Genomic DNA, 15,872 nt, shown 5'->3' on the forward strand with positions numbered 1-15,872 from the left:
GCCCCCACAAAAGAGTGAGCCGAGTTTAGCGGTGTGGGGGCATGAGGGCAAAGCGATACTCCACTGACCGTATCCATTGCCTGGATAGGTTTAGTGAGCTTGTGGATCGATAGACAATGTCCCTTATTGGCGGCTAGTACCAAACGCTCGTACACCTAGCCCGTACTGCTTTGTATTCGTTTTACAGAGATAAGAGGCACGTGTGAAAGCCTGCTCAAAGCTAGTTAGGTCACCTCGGTCGATCCAGTAGTAAGGGTTATCAGGGACGTGTACCCATGGCTCTTGAGGGTTCCAAGTGATTCCCAGCGCGCTGTACCAAGCACGTGACACCCGGCTGATAAGGTTCTCGTTTTGAGAGCCTGCCTTACCTGGCATGTGATACGCGTCACGATTCAGTAGGAAGAAGAAGTGATAGTGCGGCTTGCCGTTAAGGCCAACCTCCCGGCACCATACGTAGCGCACCTTAGTGTCAGGCACCCAGCCAGCTTGGCGTTTACTCTCACGATCATGTTTGATAATCGCTTTAAAGGAAGCGATGAACCTTGCGATAAGGCCTTTGTGATCCTCCGGCCTCATCCGGTCGCTTATCGTTGTGGGAATGACAGGATCGACCCTGAAGGCTAGCACGCGAGGGTAGTCAGCGAGAGCCTTGTGCATTGTAATGTAAAGGGCCTGAAGGTATTCATCGGCCATTGGGAGATGTTTCACTTGGAGAGCAAGCCCGTTGAAGGTAGGAGCAGCGTTCAAGCACAAATTAGCGTTTGATGGGTGTCGTTGAAGCATTTTAATTACCTCGATAGTGAGATCGACCCATGCCTTCGGAGGCATGAGCATGTATGTCAGGCACGACGAAGCCTCCAGCGGAGGCTGGATTCATTGAGACGGATACGTGTGGATGGCTACCTTTACGCTCGCTACTCAGGGACGGGGCTTGATGCCCCTCCCATTACCCTTTGATTTAACTATTTGATTTAACTAATAATAATTAAACAAGGTTCTTGGGAATGGGTAGTGACCGATAGGTACTGATGGTTGCTGGTGGGAGTGAGTCGCCGTCAGCGAATAATCACTCTTCAATTAAATGAGGAAAGATTGAGTTACTTCAGCACTGCTTCATTCCTGCGCTCGATGCTTTCGCAGATCCAGGCTTCCACTTCACGCTCGACCCAGGCAACAGCCCGAGTGCCCAGCTTGATGGGCTGAGGGAACTGCCCAAGGCTGATGTACTTGTAGACCGTCGATCTAGCCAGCCCAGTACGATCCATGACGTCTTTGATGCGGATTAATCGATTGCTCATGACGAACTCCTGTTATTCGTTCATGAGATGAGGCAGGTGAGTATTTTTTAATTGGAGAGTGGCTTTGGCGACTGGTGGTTATGCGTCGCTAGGCTCTTGAGCGTCAGACTCTGTGGCATCATCTGACTCATCATTGATAGCTGAAAGGCAATCCTGATGATGTGTTTGCCAATAGGTTTTTAGATCCTCGCTGACAGGGCTGCGGGATATAGTGGTCGTTGGCTCTTTACCGGCATCTTCGGAACGCAGGCCATAGCTACGTAGTTGAAACGCGGGTAAGGTCGAGCCGTTAGGTGAATTGGGAAAAACAGGCACAAGCATGTAGGTCATTGCTTCGTCGTCTCCGTGTCCATTACGGATGATGTCACGCTGAAGCTGTTTGGCTAGGTGATGTGACAGGGCATAAAACAGTAGCGCCAAGGGGTGATAAGAGAATTGTTCTGTTATTGGTTCTACTGTGGGAGGCTTACCGTCCAAGGCCTTTGTATAGTTGTCTGCTTTTTCAGACGCCCATTCTGACTCCTGCTCAGGTTTCGTTTCGATCACATATTCAGGCGTTATGCCTAAACGACGAGCAGTCGCCACTATAACGTCATGTTGTGGCTGTTCAGGCCCGGAACAACCTTCTTTCAATTCATTCCAGGAGGAAGTTAGCAGACGACAAGTATCGATATGAACACTGGTAAGTAACCAGCTTGCATCCTCCGCATCGTAGCGCTTAAGCAGTTCTTCAATACCGCCTTCTAGATAACGAGTGCTTGGCAGCATTGATAACGCTAGGTCAAAAACCATTTTAATTTCGTTATATCTCTCTTGGTATTTTTTAGCCTCGCGATAAGGATCATGCTCTCGTTTTGATTCAACCTTAGTATCGTCTGACACGGTACTATCAGAATCCTTGTTGGCATCGTACTCCTTCAACAATGCTTCGATTTGCAAGCTGCATACCCCTGAGGTCATCACTGCATCCACTATTCCACTGACTAACTCCGTTCTTTTTATTTCAACTTTTTTTGATTCGGTTGCTTCAGGTTTGGTGCTTGAGGGTGGCGACACAATTGTAATGGGCGTTCTTGTGTGTTTTCCAAATGAGGGGTGGGCTAAATCAAGCAGATAAATAGAGGTTTTGCGTTTTTTAGCTTGGTGTGAGTATCGCCCTGGCTCATGGTGAGCAACGATCCCTAAATCGACCAACTTCTTCAGTTGCCTATCTATGCGGGAGCGTGACATCCCAGTGAGGTGACGTATTGTTGATATTCCAAGGCTGGTTATTACACCTGGCGTATCAGCATGAGCTAGCAACACCATTAATAGCCACCGGTTAGGTAAGGTCAACCTTGAACGGCGGCGACGTCCATCTCTTACCAGGTCCTTAGTTTTATTTTCAGCAGATAGTAGGGTCGTTTTTGTAAGTGTGGCTATTTCTTCTACGTGGTGCGTAGAAGACAACGGATACTTCTGTAGTTCCTTCACAAACTTTGCTGATAAACGATAACGTGCCGCTGGCCGTCCTGGTCCTTTAATAGGTAGGCGCTCAATCTCAATAAACTGTTTTTGCCTTTCTCCGTGTTTTTTTATGAGACAGCCCCAGGCTCGACGGCCTTGCGCATAGGTCATTCCTAGGCTCATGAAGAGATCCTTCAAAGTGCCATCAAAGCTCTGGTCAGCGCCTATCACAGACGCCCACTGCATCAGTAGCCATCGTTCTTCGGGCGTTAGGCGAGCGTTCTTGTAGGTCAGTATGGATGTGTGCATAGCATGCAGCTTACGGCATTCATACAAAAAATAAAAATCCGATTTCACGGACTTTTACCGATTCATTTTTGCACGTTGTTCTATTACATTGTAACCAAACATTGAAACCATACATTGCATGTGTACAATGTATTGGGCATATGACAGTCGACTCAAAAAAAATTAGATATATCTAATTCATTAGTGGAAATTGTTCATGACTCAACCATTCGATTGGATCGTAACTCGTGATCCTGCTCAGCTGGAGTGGATAGCTAGTTACTTGGCGCGTAAGATTTTCAAAGGTTCTACGGCGTTCATTTCGGTAAAACCGCCTGCTGAGTACGGTTATGTTGAGATGGCTAAAAGCTTGAAGAAGCTTCCTGATGAAGCTGAATATCGAGAAGCCAGCAGGCAAATGAAAGGAGCCTGGAATACGTACCAATACCGTAAGAAGAATGGCAACCCAGTCTCTCTTCAAATCCCAGAGAAAAAAATAAAGCAATTAAAGCTTTTAGCGAAAAAGCGTAAACAGTCTCAAGCACAAACACTCAGTGATCTTATTAACGAGGCGCTGGAAAAAAAGAATTTTATAGCTAAAGAAACCAGCAATTTAAGCGATTCGTTTTTAGATGTAGCACAACAATATATACATCAAAGTGACGTGGATAGTTTGATCGATGAATTGATGAACGAAATCAACCACCGCTGTAGCCTTGAAGTACTGAAGAATGGAGGAGATCCAACTAAAGACTTTAACCTACGCACCATTTATTTTAAATTAGTCAGAGAACGCGTTACAGAGCTAGCAACTACAATATCTATCATGCAGTCTCCTGATGGCTCTATAAACCCTGAAACACTTGAAAAAGCCTTAAAAAAAGGTTGGAAATATGGCTTTTACTACTACTAAAAAACGCCAATCATTAAAGCTTTAAGATGGCAACCTAAAAATAAACAATGGCGTTAAACTTAACAATTACACCAACCTAAAAATAAAGACTGCCTATTTCGGGAGATCTCACAGAGCCCTCACATTCCGGCCTATTATAACTGGATTAACAGGGAGTCTCTTATTAAAGTTATGAGCGTGGGCCAGACAAGGCAAAATCAACGAAAATCGCAGTTTACGAAGTGTAAATGAAAATTTACAGGCGGTTTTAACGCAGCATGGTTCATGCTCAATATTTAATCAGAGGTTTCAAAGAAAACCCTAAGCTCTTTAACTCCTATGGCAAATACAGAAGGTCTTACTAAGACCACCTTATCGTTCACTTTAAAAAATGCAAATACACGCTCCTGCTGGTATCAAAAATAACACTAAAGTCCGCACGATGACCTAGAACATCATTGGCGATCCACAATGCATTCGATTTTCTATTTAGCGTTGGTTGAGGCTTATACGTCACTATTGGCTGGGTTAGTGATAATCCACTGCTGAGTTCCATGAAAACTATAGCAAGCAAAGCAACAACATCAATACTGTGGAAAAGGTGAAGCCATTAAAGTCCAAAAGTATTTTAGATTACCCTTGAACTATTGAAGTGCTCCCCCTTCGTAGCTGCACAGGTTATAGTGCAGCCACCAGGAGGACGTTATAAACCAGCCCAGCTGCTTGATCAATGCTGAGCTGGTCAGCCGGGTAAAACTAGCCCTGGAGCGCTTTCCTACTTACGGCTATCGCCGTCCCATACAGCGCATCCTTCAGCTGAAGGGTTGGCAGGTACGCAAGCGGCCTCAAGACTTTCGGCCTCGGGCCAGGAGCCTACCGTCAGTTGCCTCAAGGACGGATGAGCGTTGGGCAACCGACTTGTCGCACTATGGTGTAGCAAGGATAGGTAGCCTAACGGTCATCATTGGCTGCTACATACGCGAGATCATCGGCTGGCGATTATCGGACAAAGGCACTAGCAAGACAGCCGAGACACACTCTCCTACCACCTGAGAGCGCTGGGGGACTAATTGGGGGACTGAAAAAACTATAAAAACAAAAAAGCCGCTGAAATCAGCGGCTTAATCTATATTCTTGGCGGAGAGGGAGGGATTCGAACCCTCGAAGCCTTTCGACTTACACACTTTCCAGGCGTGCTCCTTCGACCACTCGGACACCCCTCCGCGTTGTTGCTCAGTTGTGAAGGCATTACTTTTCCCAACAGAACGGCGCATATTCTATGGTCTAAGGCCTAAAATAGCAAGCCTTTTAAAGATTTAAGCAACGGGCAGCACGGCGTAGCGCCCGCTGGCTTCCAAGCAGAGCGTGTCGCCGCAGTAGAGCTGCTGAGTCAATGCAATGCTGCCCTTGCCCCGTGCGTTAAGCTTTTCCGCAAGCTGCTCTGGGCCTTGGAGGTCACTCGGGGTGCAAATAATGCGGTAGTCGCCCGTGACAGGCGCCAAAAAACGCTGGCTAGCTTCGGCTACTACCACATCTTGCGCCCGCCCCCGGGCACGCAGCCATAGCGTTACCCAACACCAGCCCTGCAGCGTGGTTTGCGCCGTTAGCGCACCGCCAAAGCCTGTGCCCTTGTCATTTAGGTTGGGACTAAGCGCTAGCTGCCACGTCAATGCCCTACCCTCTTGATCGGTGCTTTGGAACATACCCTGAATACCCAGTGCACTTACCATAGGAATCGCCTTTCCTAACCACTGCTGGAAAGCGGCAAGATCTTCCAGATTCTCGGGCAATGGCAACCGGGGGTACGGCACTCCTGGCTGACGTGACTGACTCATCACGCACTCCTCGTTAATCCCAACGCTCTACAAAATCTTCCACATTGTGCTGAGGTAGCGGTTTATGGCGACCTGCCAGACTTCCCAAATAGATAAACGCGACCACCTCGTCATCTTCGTCTAGCGATAAGCCTTTACGCACCACGGGGTCAAAGGCGTACTTACCACTGCGCCACATGGCGCCTAACCCTAACGCGTGAGCAGCTAATAAAATGCCGTGGGCCGCGCATCCAGCTGAAATCACCTGCTCCATTTTCGGCACACCGGGAATATCCGGGGTGACTTTGGCAATTACCGCAATAATCATCGGCGCACGCAACGGCTTTTTACGCGCGGCATTTAGCGTGTTATCGCTAGCGCTGGGGTCTTCTTGAAACTCCGCTTCTGCGAACAGCTCGCCCAGGCGCTCGCGCCCTTCACCGATAAATTCAATAAACCGCCAGGGGCGCAACTCTTTATGGTCTGGGGCGCGCAGCGCCGCTTGATAGATAGCGCTGAGCTGGTCGACACTGGGCGCAGGCTCGGTGAGTTTGCCCATAGAGCTACGTTCGTGAAGCACCGTGAGTGCGTCCATTATGACTCCCCTTTTATTTCGTTGAGCGCTAGGTTAGCGCCGTTGGTTACTGCCTGGCTAGACGCAAAGGGCTGGGCGGCGCTAATCCTGGCGTTGCTCGCCATGGGCTGATATCAAGCCCACCACGACGAACATAGCGGGCCAGCACCAGCAGCTCTGAAGGCTTAACCCGCTGTATCAGGTCGGTAAAAATATGCTCGACACAGTGCTCATGAAAGTCCTGGTGCTGACGATAACCGATTAGGTAGCGTAGCAGCCCTTCACGGTCGATTTTAGGGCCTTTGTAGCGAATTAATACGCTACCCCAGTCGGGCTGGCCGGTGACCGGGCAGTTAGATTTGAGTAGATGGGAATACAGCGTCTCTTCAACGATCTCTTCCCCTACCACCAGATGTTCAGCGCTGGGGGTGTAGTCGCTGATATCGATATCCAAGTCATCCAGGCATTCGCCCGGCAGGCGCTGGGGGGCAAGTGCGCTGTCGTCGACATCCAATAGCGCTACGCTAACGGCGGCACCCGCTGCGGCAGCTAAGTCGCGAACAAGCGTGCTTTGCACCGCTTCTTGGCTATCAAAGCGCGTTTGGTTAAGGCTATTGAGATAGAGCTTCCAGGATTTGGACTCAATCAGGTTGGGCGAATTCGCAGGCAATCGAAAACGGGCAACCGCCACGATAGGTTTACCGCGGTTATTCAACCAGGAAACTTCAAACGCGTGCCACTCATCCTCGCCTACAAACGGCAGCTTACCTTCTTCAATGCCCAGTGGAGCGCGGTTAGCAGCACGGGGGATGGGATACAGCAGCCCAGCGTCATACTGCTCTGGGTAAGCGGAATCGCGCCCTAAAGGCGCGTGTTCTAGGGTATCGGGGCGGTGTGCCATGACGGATTGCTCTCTTGATTAGTAGCGTATCTACTTAGCGCCCTCTACCGGGCGTTATCACACGTTTAACTGCGGATGCCTTTGCCGCGCTCCAGCATGGTAAGTGCCACCATAAATAGCACCACAATAAAGGCAAGTATTGCCATTAGTGCCCAAACGACCGGAATATCAGAGACGCCTAAAAAGCCATAGCGGAAGACGTTCACCATATAGAGTATGGGGTTGAGCATGGAGACGCCCTGCCAGAAATCAGGCAGCATCGAAATCGAGTAAAACACACCGCCTAAATACGTCAGCGGAGTCAAAATAAACGTCGGCACGATGGAGATATCGTCGAATTTATTAGCAAACAGCGCGTTAATAAAACCGCCTATGGAAAACAGCGCCGAGGTCAGCACAACGACCAGCACCGTAAGTAGTGGGTGCTCAACCGTTAAACGGGTAAAGAACAGCGACACCAGCGTGACAATTAACCCCACGCCCAAGCCACGGGCCATGCCACCCAAAATAAAGCCGGATAAGATCACCCAGTTGGGCATGGGCGAAACCATCATCTCTTCAATAGAGCGCTGAAACTTATTGGAAAAGAAACTAGAGGCCACATTGGAGTAGCTGTTGGTGATCACCGACATCATGATCAGCCCCGGCACAATGAAGTCCATGTAGCTGAAGCCGTCCATATCGCCGATGCGCGATCCAATCAGATTACCGAAGATAATGAAGTACATCGCCATGGTAATGGATGGCGGCAGCAACGTTTGCGGCCAAATCCGCGTGAAACGCTTGATCTCTTTAAGCACTAAGGTCCACAGCGCGATGAGGGTTTGCGTTGCATTCATGCCTGTGCCTCCTGCTGATCGCGCTGATCAATCGCTTGCTGGCTGCTTTCCACCATGGAAACGAACATCTCCTCTAAGCGATTGGCGCGATTGCGCATGGACACCACGTTTAGTCCCTGTTCGCTTAAGGCACTGAACACATCGTTAAGCTGCTGGCCCTTGTGGATCACTAGTGCCAGTTGAGAAGGCTCGATCTGCTGCACTTCAAACCCTTCAATCACAGGTGCTTGCTCAATCGGGGCGGACAAGTCGAGCAAGAAGGTTTCGGTATTTAGCTCTGTCAGTAGCTCACGCACGCTGGTATTACGCACAATGTTGCCTTGATTGATAATGGCGATATTTCGACACAGGCTCTCGGCTTCTTCGAGATAGTGCGTGGTAAGAATAATAGTGGTGCCTTCATCGCGGTTAATACGCCGCATGTATTCCCACATACTGCGGCGTAGCTCGATGTCGACCCCCGCCGTTGGCTCATCAAGAATCAGTAGCTTTGGGCGGTGCATCAGCGCACGGGCAATCATCAAACGACGCTTCATACCGCCCGAAAGCATACGCGCACTGCCGTTGCGCTTATCCCATAGTCCCAGGTCAGTGAGCAGTTGTTTAGCACGGGGCAACGCCTCTTTACGGGTCATTCCGTAATACCCCGCCTGGGCCAGAATGATATCAATGACCTTTTCAAACTGATTGAAATTGAACTCCTGGGGTACCACGCCAAGTTGGTATTTGGCTTTGGCGAAGTCTTTGTCAATATCGATGCCAAAAATCGACACCTTACCGGCTGACTTCTGCACCAGCGAGCAGACCACGCCGAGGGTGGTCGACTTACCCGCTCCGTTAGGCCCTAACAAAGCAAAAAAATCGCCCTGCTGGACGTCTAAATCAATACCTTTTAACGCTTGAAAGCCGTTGCCATACACTTTTGTGAGGTCACGGATAGACAATGCCGGTTCGGCCATGAATATGTCCTGTCAGCAAATGGGGAGCATAAGAAAAAAAGCTAGATGGGGGGATATCGGGGCATCCGTATGTTTTTTCAAGCCACTCGAAAGACAGCCACGCAGAAATATCGCCGACAGATGTGCGATATGGTGTTCAAAAATAGACAGAAAAATAAGAAAGAAACAAAAAGAAAGGTGTTTGTTTGGAGCGGGAAAAGAGATTCGAACTCTCGACCCTCGCCTTGGCAAGGCGATGCTCTACCACTGAGCTATTCCCGCGTACAACAAACGGTGCTACTAAAGAGTGCGAGATGGCGTCCCATAGGGGGTTCGAACCCCTGTTACCGCCGTGAAAGGGCGGTGTCCTAGACCACTAGACGAATGGGACGCTGTAAGCATATTAAATGCTTGGAGCGGGAAAAGAGATTTGACCGGGCTGGCGTTCCAGCTCTCGACCCTCACCTGCTTTGCCACGCTTTACAAATTGGAGCGGGAAAAGAGATTCGAACTCTCGACCCTCGCCTTGGCAAGGCGATGCTCTACCACTGAGCTATTCCCGCTTAATCTGCATTTCTCACAATCGGATTGGCGTCCCATAGGGGGTTCGAACCCCTGTTACCGCCGTGAAAGGGCGGTGTCCTAGACCACTAGACGAATGGGACACTGTAAGCAACTAAGTGCTTGGAGCGGGAAAAGAGATTCGAACTCTCGACCCTCGCCTTGGCAAGGCGATGCTCTACCACTGAGCTATTCCCGCAATTCCGATACCTTAACGATTGAATTGGCGTCCCATAGGGGGTTCGAACCCCTGTTACCGCCGTGAAAGGGCGGTGTCCTAGACCACTAGACGAATGGGACGTTTCATTACCTCGTCGAGGTGGCGCGTATATTACTCAGCGCGCCTCAATGTGTCAAGCACTCCCAAATCGAAACGTTTTTTACCTCTGGTTACTACGCTCTAATATCGCAAACCCAACAACATTATAGTAAGCACGCGGCTCGCCAACGTGTTGGCGCACTGCGCGCAACAACATTAACGTGTCATTCGTTAACTGGCGATTTACTTGGTCTTCGCACATGCTGAACCCAGACAGGCTTTCTACTGTCGCTCTGATTAGGGATACGATAGCCTGCTTAGCACGCTTCTGATTAACGGTAACTGGAGGGAGAGGAGAACCCCATGGCGAAAATAGAAAAATCCCCTGACGAATGGCGCCAGCAGCTCACCCCAGAGCAGTATCGAGTTGCCCGAGAGAAAGGCACCGAACGGCCATTTACTGGCGACTACCAAGTGAGCGACGCACAAGGCATTTATCACTGCGTATGCTGCCACGCGCCGCTGTTTGAAAACGAGCACAAGTTCGATGCAGGCTGCGGCTGGCCAAGCTTTGATCGTCCGCTGGGTAATCGCTGCGTAGAAGAGCACCGCGACACTACCCACGGAATGATTCGTACCGAAGTGGTCTGCTCCCATTGTGACGCCCACCTAGGTCATGTCTTTCCCGATGGCCCCCCAGATACCACCAGCCTACGCTACTGCATTAATTCGGTATCGTTAGAGTTTCACCCCGACGAGTAATTGTCAGCAAAACGAAGCACAGCAAGGCGGGCACCATCTGTTAGAATGGCGGCCCGCTTTTTTATGCTCGTATTTTTGTGCTTGTAGGAGAAACCCATGCTCGGCTGGTTCCCCGGACATATGAACAAGGCCCGCCGTCAGATCAAGGACGCGCTGCCGGAAATTGATGTGGTGATAGAGGTGCTTGACGCGCGCCTGCCCTATTCCAGCGCTAACCCAATGCTGGCCGAGCTAACCCGCCATAAACCAGTACTCAAAATACTCTCGCGCGCTGATCTTGCTGACCCAGAGCGCACCGCTGAGTGGGTGGCTTATTTCGATGCCCAGGAAGACACCCGCGCCCTGGCCATTACCACCACGAACACACGCGAGTTAAAGAAGATCCCCAAGCTGTGCCACGAGCTGGCCGGGGCCGTGCGTGCGGATCGCGACGTGCGCGTGATGGTGATGGGCATCCCCAACGTGGGTAAGTCAACGCTGATTAATGGCCTGGCCGGACGCAAAATAGCTAAAACCGGTAACGAACCCGCCGTCACCAAGCGACAGCAGAAAGTGCGTATTGATGGCCGCGTGGCGCTTATCGACACGCCTGGGGTGCTGTGGCCAAAAATCGAAGATCAGGCCAGCGCTTACCGCCTCGCCGCCAGTGGGGCTATTCGTGACACCGCCATCGAGTATACCGATGTCGCCATTGTCGCCAGCGCGGAGCTTGCCAAGCGCTATCCGCAAGAGTTAACCGCCCGCTATAAGCTAAAAGCGCTGCCTTCCTATGAAGCGCCAGCGGCTACCAATGTTGATGCTGACGGCCCTGAAAAACCGGATTTTCTCGCTATTGCCGGTTTTGACGGCCAGGCCATATTGAAAGAGATCGCCGGAAAGCGCGGCGGCCTGCGTCCCGGTGGCGCGGTCGACCTGCACCGCGGCGCCGAAGTACTGCTTCATGAGCTGCGCGATGGCAAACTTGGTCGGATTACGCTAGAGACTCCCTATGATATTCCGCCTCCTATTGTGCAAAACGACCAAGACAGCCCGCTACCATCCGACGCATAATGGGCGAATAATCAGCTACTTCTAACGGCCACTGGACACTTTTGGATAACGCACCCCATGGACACCCCGCAGCCTACAGAATTACAACCGCTTAAAAAGTCACACAAACTGCACAACGTTTGCTATGACATTCGCGGCCCGGTACTCGACCACGCCAAACGCCTGGAGGAAGAGGGCCAGCGAATTTTAAAGCTCAACATTGGCAACCCAGCACCGTTTGGTTTTGAAGCACCGGAAGAAATTCTGCAGGACGTAATGCGTAACCTGCCCACTGCCCAGGGTTATTGTGATTCCAAAGGCCTCTACTCTGCCCGTAAAGCGATTATGCAGGAGTGCCAGCGCAAGCAAATTCCTGGGGTGGGCATTGAAGATATCTATATTGGCAACGGCGTTTCCGAGCTGATCGTCATGGCCATGCAGGCGCTGTTGAACGATGGCGACGAAGTACTGATCCCAGCGCCGGACTACCCACTGTGGACGGCGGCCGCTCACCTTTCCGGCGGTCACGGTGTGCACTATCTGTGCGATGAGCAGGCCGACTGGGCGCCGGATATCGCCGATATACGCGCCAAAGTCACCAGCCGCACCCGCGCCATTGTGATTATCAACCCCAACAACCCCACCGGCGCGGTCTATCCACCAGAAGTAGTGCGGGAAGTGTTAGATATCGCTCAAGAGCATAACCTTGTGGTGTTCTCCGATGAGATCTACGACAAGATTCTCTATGACGGCGTTGAGCATACCGCCACCGGCGCACTGGCCGACGATGACCAGCTTGTGATTACCATGAACGGGCTCTCCAAAAGCTACCGCTGTGCCGGCTTTCGTTCTGGCTGGATGAGCATTTCCGGTACCCTGGCCAAACAGCGGGCGAAGGACTTTATTCAAGGCCTGACCATGCTGGCCTCAATGCGGCTATGCGCCAACGTTCCCGCCCAGCATGCCATTCAAACGGCGCTGGGGGGCTATCAATCCATCAACGACCTGATCCTGCCCGGCGGTCGCTTGCTGGCGCAGCGCGACATTACCGTTGAGAAGCTGAACGCAATTCCCGGGGTCTCCTGCGTCACGCCTAAAGGCGCGCTCTACGCCTTCCCGCGGTTAGACCCCAAGGTATTCAATATTAAAGATGACCAGCAGCTGGTGCTGGATCTGCTGCTGCAGGAGAAAATTCTGCTGGTACAAGGCACCGCCTTTAACTGGCCAGAACCCGACCACGTGCGCATTGTCACGCTGCCCTGGGCTGACCAGCTGGGTGACGCGCTGGACCGCTTTGCTAACTTTCTGTCGCGCTATCGTCAATAAATTCACGGGCTTGAAACTGCTAACCGCTACACGTATCTAAGCAATCATTCTACAACCGCTTTTAAATGCTTTAAGGAGAACCTTAACGATGATGCGAATTCTGCTTTTTCTGGCCACCAACTTAGCGGTCGTGCTGGTGGCCAGCTTTACGCTGCGCCTATTTGGCGTAGAAGGCTACCTGCGCAGCCAAGGCATCAACTTCACCAGCCTACTGCTGTTCTGCTTTATTTTCGGCATGGTGGGGTCGATGATCTCACTATTCATTTCCAAATGGATGGCTAAACGCAGTACCGGCACGGTCATTATCGAAACGCCCTCTAATGCCACCGAACAGTGGCTGGTGGATACTGTCGCAGAGCTTTCCCGGGAAGCCGGCATTAAAACGCCAGAGGTGGGTATTTTCCCGGCCCAACAGTCCAACGCGTTTGCCACTGGCTGGAACAAGGATGATGCCTTAGTGGCGGTCTCTGCGGGTTTGTTAAACCGTATGCGTCCTGAAGAGGTACGCGCAGTACTGGCGCATGAGATTGGTCACGTGGCCAACGGCGATATGGTAACGCTGGCACTGGTTCAAGGCGTGGTAAATACCTTTGTTATGTTCTTTGCCCGCGTTGTCGCGCATTTAGTCGATAACTTCCTGAAAAGCCGCAGCGATGGTGAAGGCGGGCTGGGGTTCATGGGCTACTTTGCCGTGGTGATGGTGGCAGAAATTGTTTTCGGCATTGTCGCGTCCGCGATTGTGGCTTGGTTCTCACGCTTCCGTGAATACCGCGCGGATGAAGCCGGTGCCCGTCTAGCCGGTACCGGCGCCATGGTTAATGCCTTAGCACGCTTAAAAGCAGAAACGGAACTACCTGACCAAATGCCTGACACCATGCGCGCCATGGCGATCACCAAAGGCCAAACACGCTCTCTGGTTGAGCGCCTGTTTGCTAGCCACCCACCCCTGGATGATCGTATCCGGGCGCTGAAAGAAGCCGCTTACCGCCAGTAAGCAAAACGCTTAATACACTACGCCAAGGCCCGCAGATGCGGGCCTTGTACGTTTAAATCACCCCTTTAATGTGCCTAACCTAGACGCAATGCACCTGAAAACCCGCGGCCTGAAGGGGCCGCTGCAAAGCCACCGCGTCTTTTTCTAACGTCACGCTAAGCGTGGCGAATTCGCGGCGCAGAGGGTATTGGACACGGCAGCGGTCAAACCCCTTGGCAAGACCCTCATGCAACACCTGTCGCTGCAGGGCATCGTGGTCGCGGCGCACGTCATACACCGCACGCACGCACAGCCGAAGCGCCTCTTCCACCGGCAGCGCACGCTGTAACGTGAGTGTGGAAAGCGCCGGCGGCGGGCAGAGTTCACTAAAGGGCGTGGCACTGGACTGACCTAACTGCTCTGCCAGCGCTTGCTGGATCATCCAGCTACCCCGCAGCTTGCCATCCAGGCTGTGCCCGGCAATATGCGGCGTGGCAAGAGCCACCAAGTCCCGAAGGCCAGCATCAATCCCCGGCTCGTCCTCCCATACGTCCAGCACGGCGGTGAGATCGCCCTTCCCCGCCAACCGGCTCCGCAAGGCTAGGCCATCAATACAGTCACCTCGTCCTGCGTTTAACAGCACCGTGCCTGGGGCTAATTCGTTAATGCGCTGGGCGTTAAGCAGTTGATAGGTAGCATGGGGCCCTTGTTTCACCAGCGGTGTATGCAGGCAAATGACGTTACAGCGCTCGATCAGTGTATCTAGTGCAACAAAATCACCTTCTCCTTCCTGCTCGGCTCTTGGGGAGTCGCACACCAATACCTCTACGCCTAACGCCTGCAAGCGGCCTTTCAAACGGCTACCCACGTTACCAGCACCAACAATCCCCACGGTGCGCTCCAGTAGCCGCCAACCCTCGCGCTCGCTCACCGTCAGCAGGCTGCTCAGCACGTAATCCACCACGGCCTCAGCATTGCAGCCAGGAGCGCTGGCAAAGCCAATATTGCGCTCAGCCAAATAAGCAAGATCAATATGGTCGGTACCGATAGTGCAGGTGCCCACAAAGCGCACTTGGCTATACGCTAGTAACGCTTGATTGACCTGAGTGATCGAGCGAACAACCAGTGCATCGGCATCGCGGATGTCAGCCGCACGGATCTCACGGCCTGGCAAGCGGTGCAGCACACCAAAGGAGCCAAAACAGGCGTCGGCGGCAGGGATATTGGCGTCGATTACAAGTTTCATAGGCGTTTTGATATCCGGGCTTTACAATACCCCGCAACAGCTTGATACGCAGGCGTGTTTGAGGGCCATTTAAGGAGAGTGTTGTGATCGTACGCTGGGAAACCGACCATGACTATGTGTTGGTGCATATTCACCAGGATATGTTTGGCGACTGGATTTTTAGCCGTGCCTGGGGGCAAATTGGCACACAGTTTGGCGGGCTAAAACACCAGTTGGCCGACACTCGAGAACAAGCGCAGATGTGGATGGAGGATGAAGCCACGATTCAGTCCTCCCGCGGCTTCCGCAAGGTGCTAGAAGCCGCCGATCACTCGCCAGAAGGCCAAGAAGCCATGCGTCAGCTTTCGCTACTTGACGCCCTGTAGCCGATGCCCTGCTAGCCTAAAAATCGTCGCCCGTTGCGCTGGTGCGCACCCACAGGCGGTACGTGCGCAGGCGGTGACGTCATCGCCTCTAGCGCCGCCTGATCAAGCCAATCGCGCGCTTGTAGCCACGCACTGAGGCGTTCTAAATCAAACCCTCTATCTAACTCCTCTCCTTCGCTGTCCACCAAGACGGGAATACGCACCCCGTAGCGCTCAGTAAGGGCGTCATCATCGATAATCTCGATGCGGTTCAACGCTATCTCTTGGTTAGCCAGCGTTGTTACTAGCGCCTCAAGTTGAGCACAAAGATGGCAGCCCAGTGTCGTGTAAATTGATAATTGAATCATTACCTTTGCTCTTC

The 15,872-nt window shown here is 52.0% G+C and carries 16 protein-coding genes and 7 tRNA genes; 6 read left to right on the top strand and 17 right to left on the bottom strand.

From position 1 onward, the window contains the following. Window positions 1-123: 123 nt before the first annotated feature. From LOS15_RS09665 to LOS15_RS09675, 3 genes are all read right to left on the bottom strand, one after another. Window positions 124-834 carry an inovirus Gp2 family protein gene (locus LOS15_RS09665; protein WP_016915552.1) on the bottom strand — a complete coding sequence of 237 codons (711 nt, stop codon included), beginning with the start codon at window positions 832-834 and terminating at the stop codon, window positions 124-126. Window positions 835-1,097: 263 nt separating this feature from the next. After that, entirely contained in the window at window positions 1,098-1,298 is a 201-nt protein-coding gene (locus LOS15_RS09670) for a helix-turn-helix transcriptional regulator (RefSeq protein ID WP_016915553.1), read from the bottom strand. A gap of 78 nt (window positions 1,299-1,376) precedes the next feature. Continuing rightward, entirely contained in the window at window positions 1,377-2,927 is a 1,551-nt protein-coding gene (locus LOS15_RS09675) for a helix-turn-helix domain-containing protein (RefSeq protein WP_263065552.1), read from the bottom strand. A 322-nt stretch (window positions 2,928-3,249) separates the two neighbouring features. Here LOS15_RS09675 and LOS15_RS09680 point away from each other — a divergent pair, with 322 nt between their 5' ends. Continuing rightward, window positions 3,250-3,945 (top strand): hypothetical protein, encoded by a 696-nt coding sequence (locus tag LOS15_RS09680; RefSeq protein WP_263065553.1) that lies wholly within the window; start codon window positions 3,250-3,252, stop codon window positions 3,943-3,945. Window positions 3,946-5,059: 1,114 nt separating this feature from the next. Here the strand turns inward: LOS15_RS09680 and LOS15_RS09685 are convergent. The 12 genes from LOS15_RS09685 to LOS15_RS09740 all read right to left on the bottom strand — a co-directional run bounded on the left by LOS15_RS09685 (window position 5,060) and on the right by LOS15_RS09740 (window position 9,851). Next, window positions 5,060-5,147, bottom strand: a tRNA-Ser gene (locus LOS15_RS09685). Between the two features lie 93 nt (window positions 5,148-5,240). Beyond that, window positions 5,241-5,759: a thioesterase domain-containing protein gene (locus LOS15_RS09690; protein WP_263065555.1), complete on the bottom strand. Its 519-nt coding sequence runs from the start codon at window positions 5,757-5,759 to the stop codon at window positions 5,241-5,243. A 13-nt stretch (window positions 5,760-5,772) separates the two neighbouring features. Continuing rightward, entirely contained in the window at window positions 5,773-6,333 is a 561-nt protein-coding gene (locus tag LOS15_RS09695; protein WP_263065557.1) for a nitroreductase family protein, read from the bottom strand. Between the two features lie 46 nt (window positions 6,334-6,379). Then, window positions 6,380-7,213 carry an NADPH-dependent 7-cyano-7-deazaguanine reductase QueF gene (gene queF, locus LOS15_RS09700; RefSeq protein WP_263065559.1) on the bottom strand — a complete coding sequence of 278 codons (834 nt, stop codon included), beginning with the start codon at window positions 7,211-7,213 and terminating at the stop codon, window positions 6,380-6,382. Between the two features lie 65 nt (window positions 7,214-7,278). Continuing rightward, a complete protein-coding gene (locus LOS15_RS09705; protein WP_263065560.1) occupies window positions 7,279-8,052 on the bottom strand; it encodes an ABC transporter permease in 774 nt (257 codons plus the stop codon). Further along, window positions 8,049-9,011: an ABC transporter ATP-binding protein gene (locus LOS15_RS09710; protein WP_263065561.1), complete on the bottom strand. Its 963-nt coding sequence runs from the start codon at window positions 9,009-9,011 to the stop codon at window positions 8,049-8,051. The genes LOS15_RS09705 and LOS15_RS09710 overlap by 4 nt, the downstream gene beginning before the upstream one ends. A gap of 186 nt (window positions 9,012-9,197) precedes the next feature. Further along, window positions 9,198-9,272 (bottom strand) — tRNA-Gly (locus LOS15_RS09715). A gap of 33 nt (window positions 9,273-9,305) precedes the next feature. After that, window positions 9,306-9,381, bottom strand: a tRNA-Glu gene (locus tag LOS15_RS09720). A gap of 97 nt (window positions 9,382-9,478) precedes the next feature. Then, window positions 9,479-9,553, bottom strand: a tRNA-Gly gene (locus LOS15_RS09725). Window positions 9,554-9,579: 26 nt separating this feature from the next. After that, a tRNA-Glu gene (locus tag LOS15_RS09730) sits at window positions 9,580-9,655 on the bottom strand. Between the two features lie 20 nt (window positions 9,656-9,675). Further along, window positions 9,676-9,750, bottom strand: a tRNA-Gly gene (locus LOS15_RS09735). Between the two features lie 25 nt (window positions 9,751-9,775). Continuing rightward, window positions 9,776-9,851: transfer RNA gene (locus tag LOS15_RS09740), tRNA-Glu, on the bottom strand. 322 nt (window positions 9,852-10,173) lie between these two features. Here LOS15_RS09740 and msrB point away from each other — a divergent pair. From msrB to htpX, 4 genes are all read left to right on the top strand, one after another. After that, window positions 10,174-10,572 carry a peptide-methionine (R)-S-oxide reductase MsrB gene (gene msrB, locus LOS15_RS09745; RefSeq protein ID WP_263065563.1) on the top strand — a complete coding sequence of 133 codons (399 nt, stop codon included), beginning with the start codon at window positions 10,174-10,176 and terminating at the stop codon, window positions 10,570-10,572. A gap of 96 nt (window positions 10,573-10,668) precedes the next feature. Beyond that, window positions 10,669-11,622 (top strand): ribosome biogenesis GTPase YlqF, encoded by a 954-nt coding sequence (gene ylqF / locus LOS15_RS09750; RefSeq protein WP_263065564.1) that lies wholly within the window; start codon window positions 10,669-10,671, stop codon window positions 11,620-11,622. 57 nt (window positions 11,623-11,679) lie between these two features. Continuing rightward, complete coding sequence (locus LOS15_RS09755; protein ID WP_263065565.1) at window positions 11,680-12,927, top strand: pyridoxal phosphate-dependent aminotransferase; 1,248 nt, start codon at window positions 11,680-11,682, stop codon at window positions 12,925-12,927. A gap of 88 nt (window positions 12,928-13,015) precedes the next feature. Next, a complete protein-coding gene (gene htpX, locus LOS15_RS09760) occupies window positions 13,016-13,921 on the top strand; it encodes a protease HtpX (protein ID WP_263065567.1) in 906 nt (301 codons plus the stop codon). Window positions 13,922-14,000: 79 nt separating this feature from the next. Here htpX and pdxB read toward each other — a convergent pair whose 3' ends face one another. Next, window positions 14,001-15,146 (bottom strand): 4-phosphoerythronate dehydrogenase PdxB, encoded by a 1,146-nt coding sequence (pdxB, locus tag LOS15_RS09765; RefSeq protein ID WP_263065568.1) that lies wholly within the window; start codon window positions 15,144-15,146, stop codon window positions 14,001-14,003. An 83-nt stretch (window positions 15,147-15,229) separates the two neighbouring features. On the opposite strand from pdxB, the gene LOS15_RS09770 reads away from it, so the two are divergent. Further along, on the top strand, window positions 15,230-15,511 hold the full coding sequence (locus LOS15_RS09770; RefSeq protein WP_263065569.1) for a hypothetical protein: 282 nt from the start codon (window positions 15,230-15,232) through the stop codon (window positions 15,509-15,511). Between the two features lie 11 nt (window positions 15,512-15,522). On the opposite strand, the gene LOS15_RS09775 is transcribed toward LOS15_RS09770, so the two are convergent. Further along, window positions 15,523-15,858: a glutaredoxin family protein gene (locus LOS15_RS09775; RefSeq protein ID WP_263065571.1), complete on the bottom strand. Its 336-nt coding sequence runs from the start codon at window positions 15,856-15,858 to the stop codon at window positions 15,523-15,525. Between the last annotated feature and the right edge of the window lie 14 nt (window positions 15,859-15,872).

Origin of the sequence: Halomonas sp. 7T (assembly GCF_025643255.1) — a bacterium.
GTDB lineage: Bacteria > Pseudomonadota > Gammaproteobacteria > Pseudomonadales > Halomonadaceae > Vreelandella.

Coding starts and splice junctions, on each gene's coding strand:
- LOS15_RS09665 (WP_016915552.1), bottom strand. CDS start 834: ATGCTCATGCCTCCGAAGGCATGGGTCGATCTCACTATCGAGGTAATT.
- LOS15_RS09670 (WP_016915553.1), bottom strand. CDS start 1,298: ATGAGCAATCGATTAATCCGCATCAAAGACGTCATGGATCGTACTGGG.
- LOS15_RS09675 (WP_263065552.1), bottom strand. CDS start 2,927: ATGAGCCTAGGAATGACCTATGCGCAAGGCCGTCGAGCCTGGGGCTGT.
- LOS15_RS09680 (WP_263065553.1), top strand. CDS start 3,250: ATGACTCAACCATTCGATTGGATCGTAACTCGTGATCCTGCTCAGCTG.
- LOS15_RS09690 (WP_263065555.1), bottom strand. CDS start 5,759: ATGAGTCAGTCACGTCAGCCAGGAGTGCCGTACCCCCGGTTGCCATTG.
- LOS15_RS09695 (WP_263065557.1), bottom strand. CDS start 6,333: ATGGACGCACTCACGGTGCTTCACGAACGTAGCTCTATGGGCAAACTC.
- queF (WP_263065559.1), bottom strand. CDS start 7,213: ATGGCACACCGCCCCGATACCCTAGAACACGCGCCTTTAGGGCGCGAT.
- LOS15_RS09705 (WP_263065560.1), bottom strand. CDS start 8,052: ATGAATGCAACGCAAACCCTCATCGCGCTGTGGACCTTAGTGCTTAAA.
- LOS15_RS09710 (WP_263065561.1), bottom strand. CDS start 9,011: ATGGCCGAACCGGCATTGTCTATCCGTGACCTCACAAAAGTGTATGGC.
- msrB (WP_263065563.1), top strand. CDS start 10,174: ATGGCGAAAATAGAAAAATCCCCTGACGAATGGCGCCAGCAGCTCACC.
- ylqF (WP_263065564.1), top strand. CDS start 10,669: ATGCTCGGCTGGTTCCCCGGACATATGAACAAGGCCCGCCGTCAGATC.
- LOS15_RS09755 (WP_263065565.1), top strand. CDS start 11,680: ATGGACACCCCGCAGCCTACAGAATTACAACCGCTTAAAAAGTCACAC.
- htpX (WP_263065567.1), top strand. CDS start 13,016: ATGATGCGAATTCTGCTTTTTCTGGCCACCAACTTAGCGGTCGTGCTG.
- pdxB (WP_263065568.1), bottom strand. CDS start 15,146: ATGAAACTTGTAATCGACGCCAATATCCCTGCCGCCGACGCCTGTTTT.
- LOS15_RS09775 (WP_263065571.1), bottom strand. CDS start 15,858: ATGATTCAATTATCAATTTACACGACACTGGGCTGCCATCTTTGTGCT.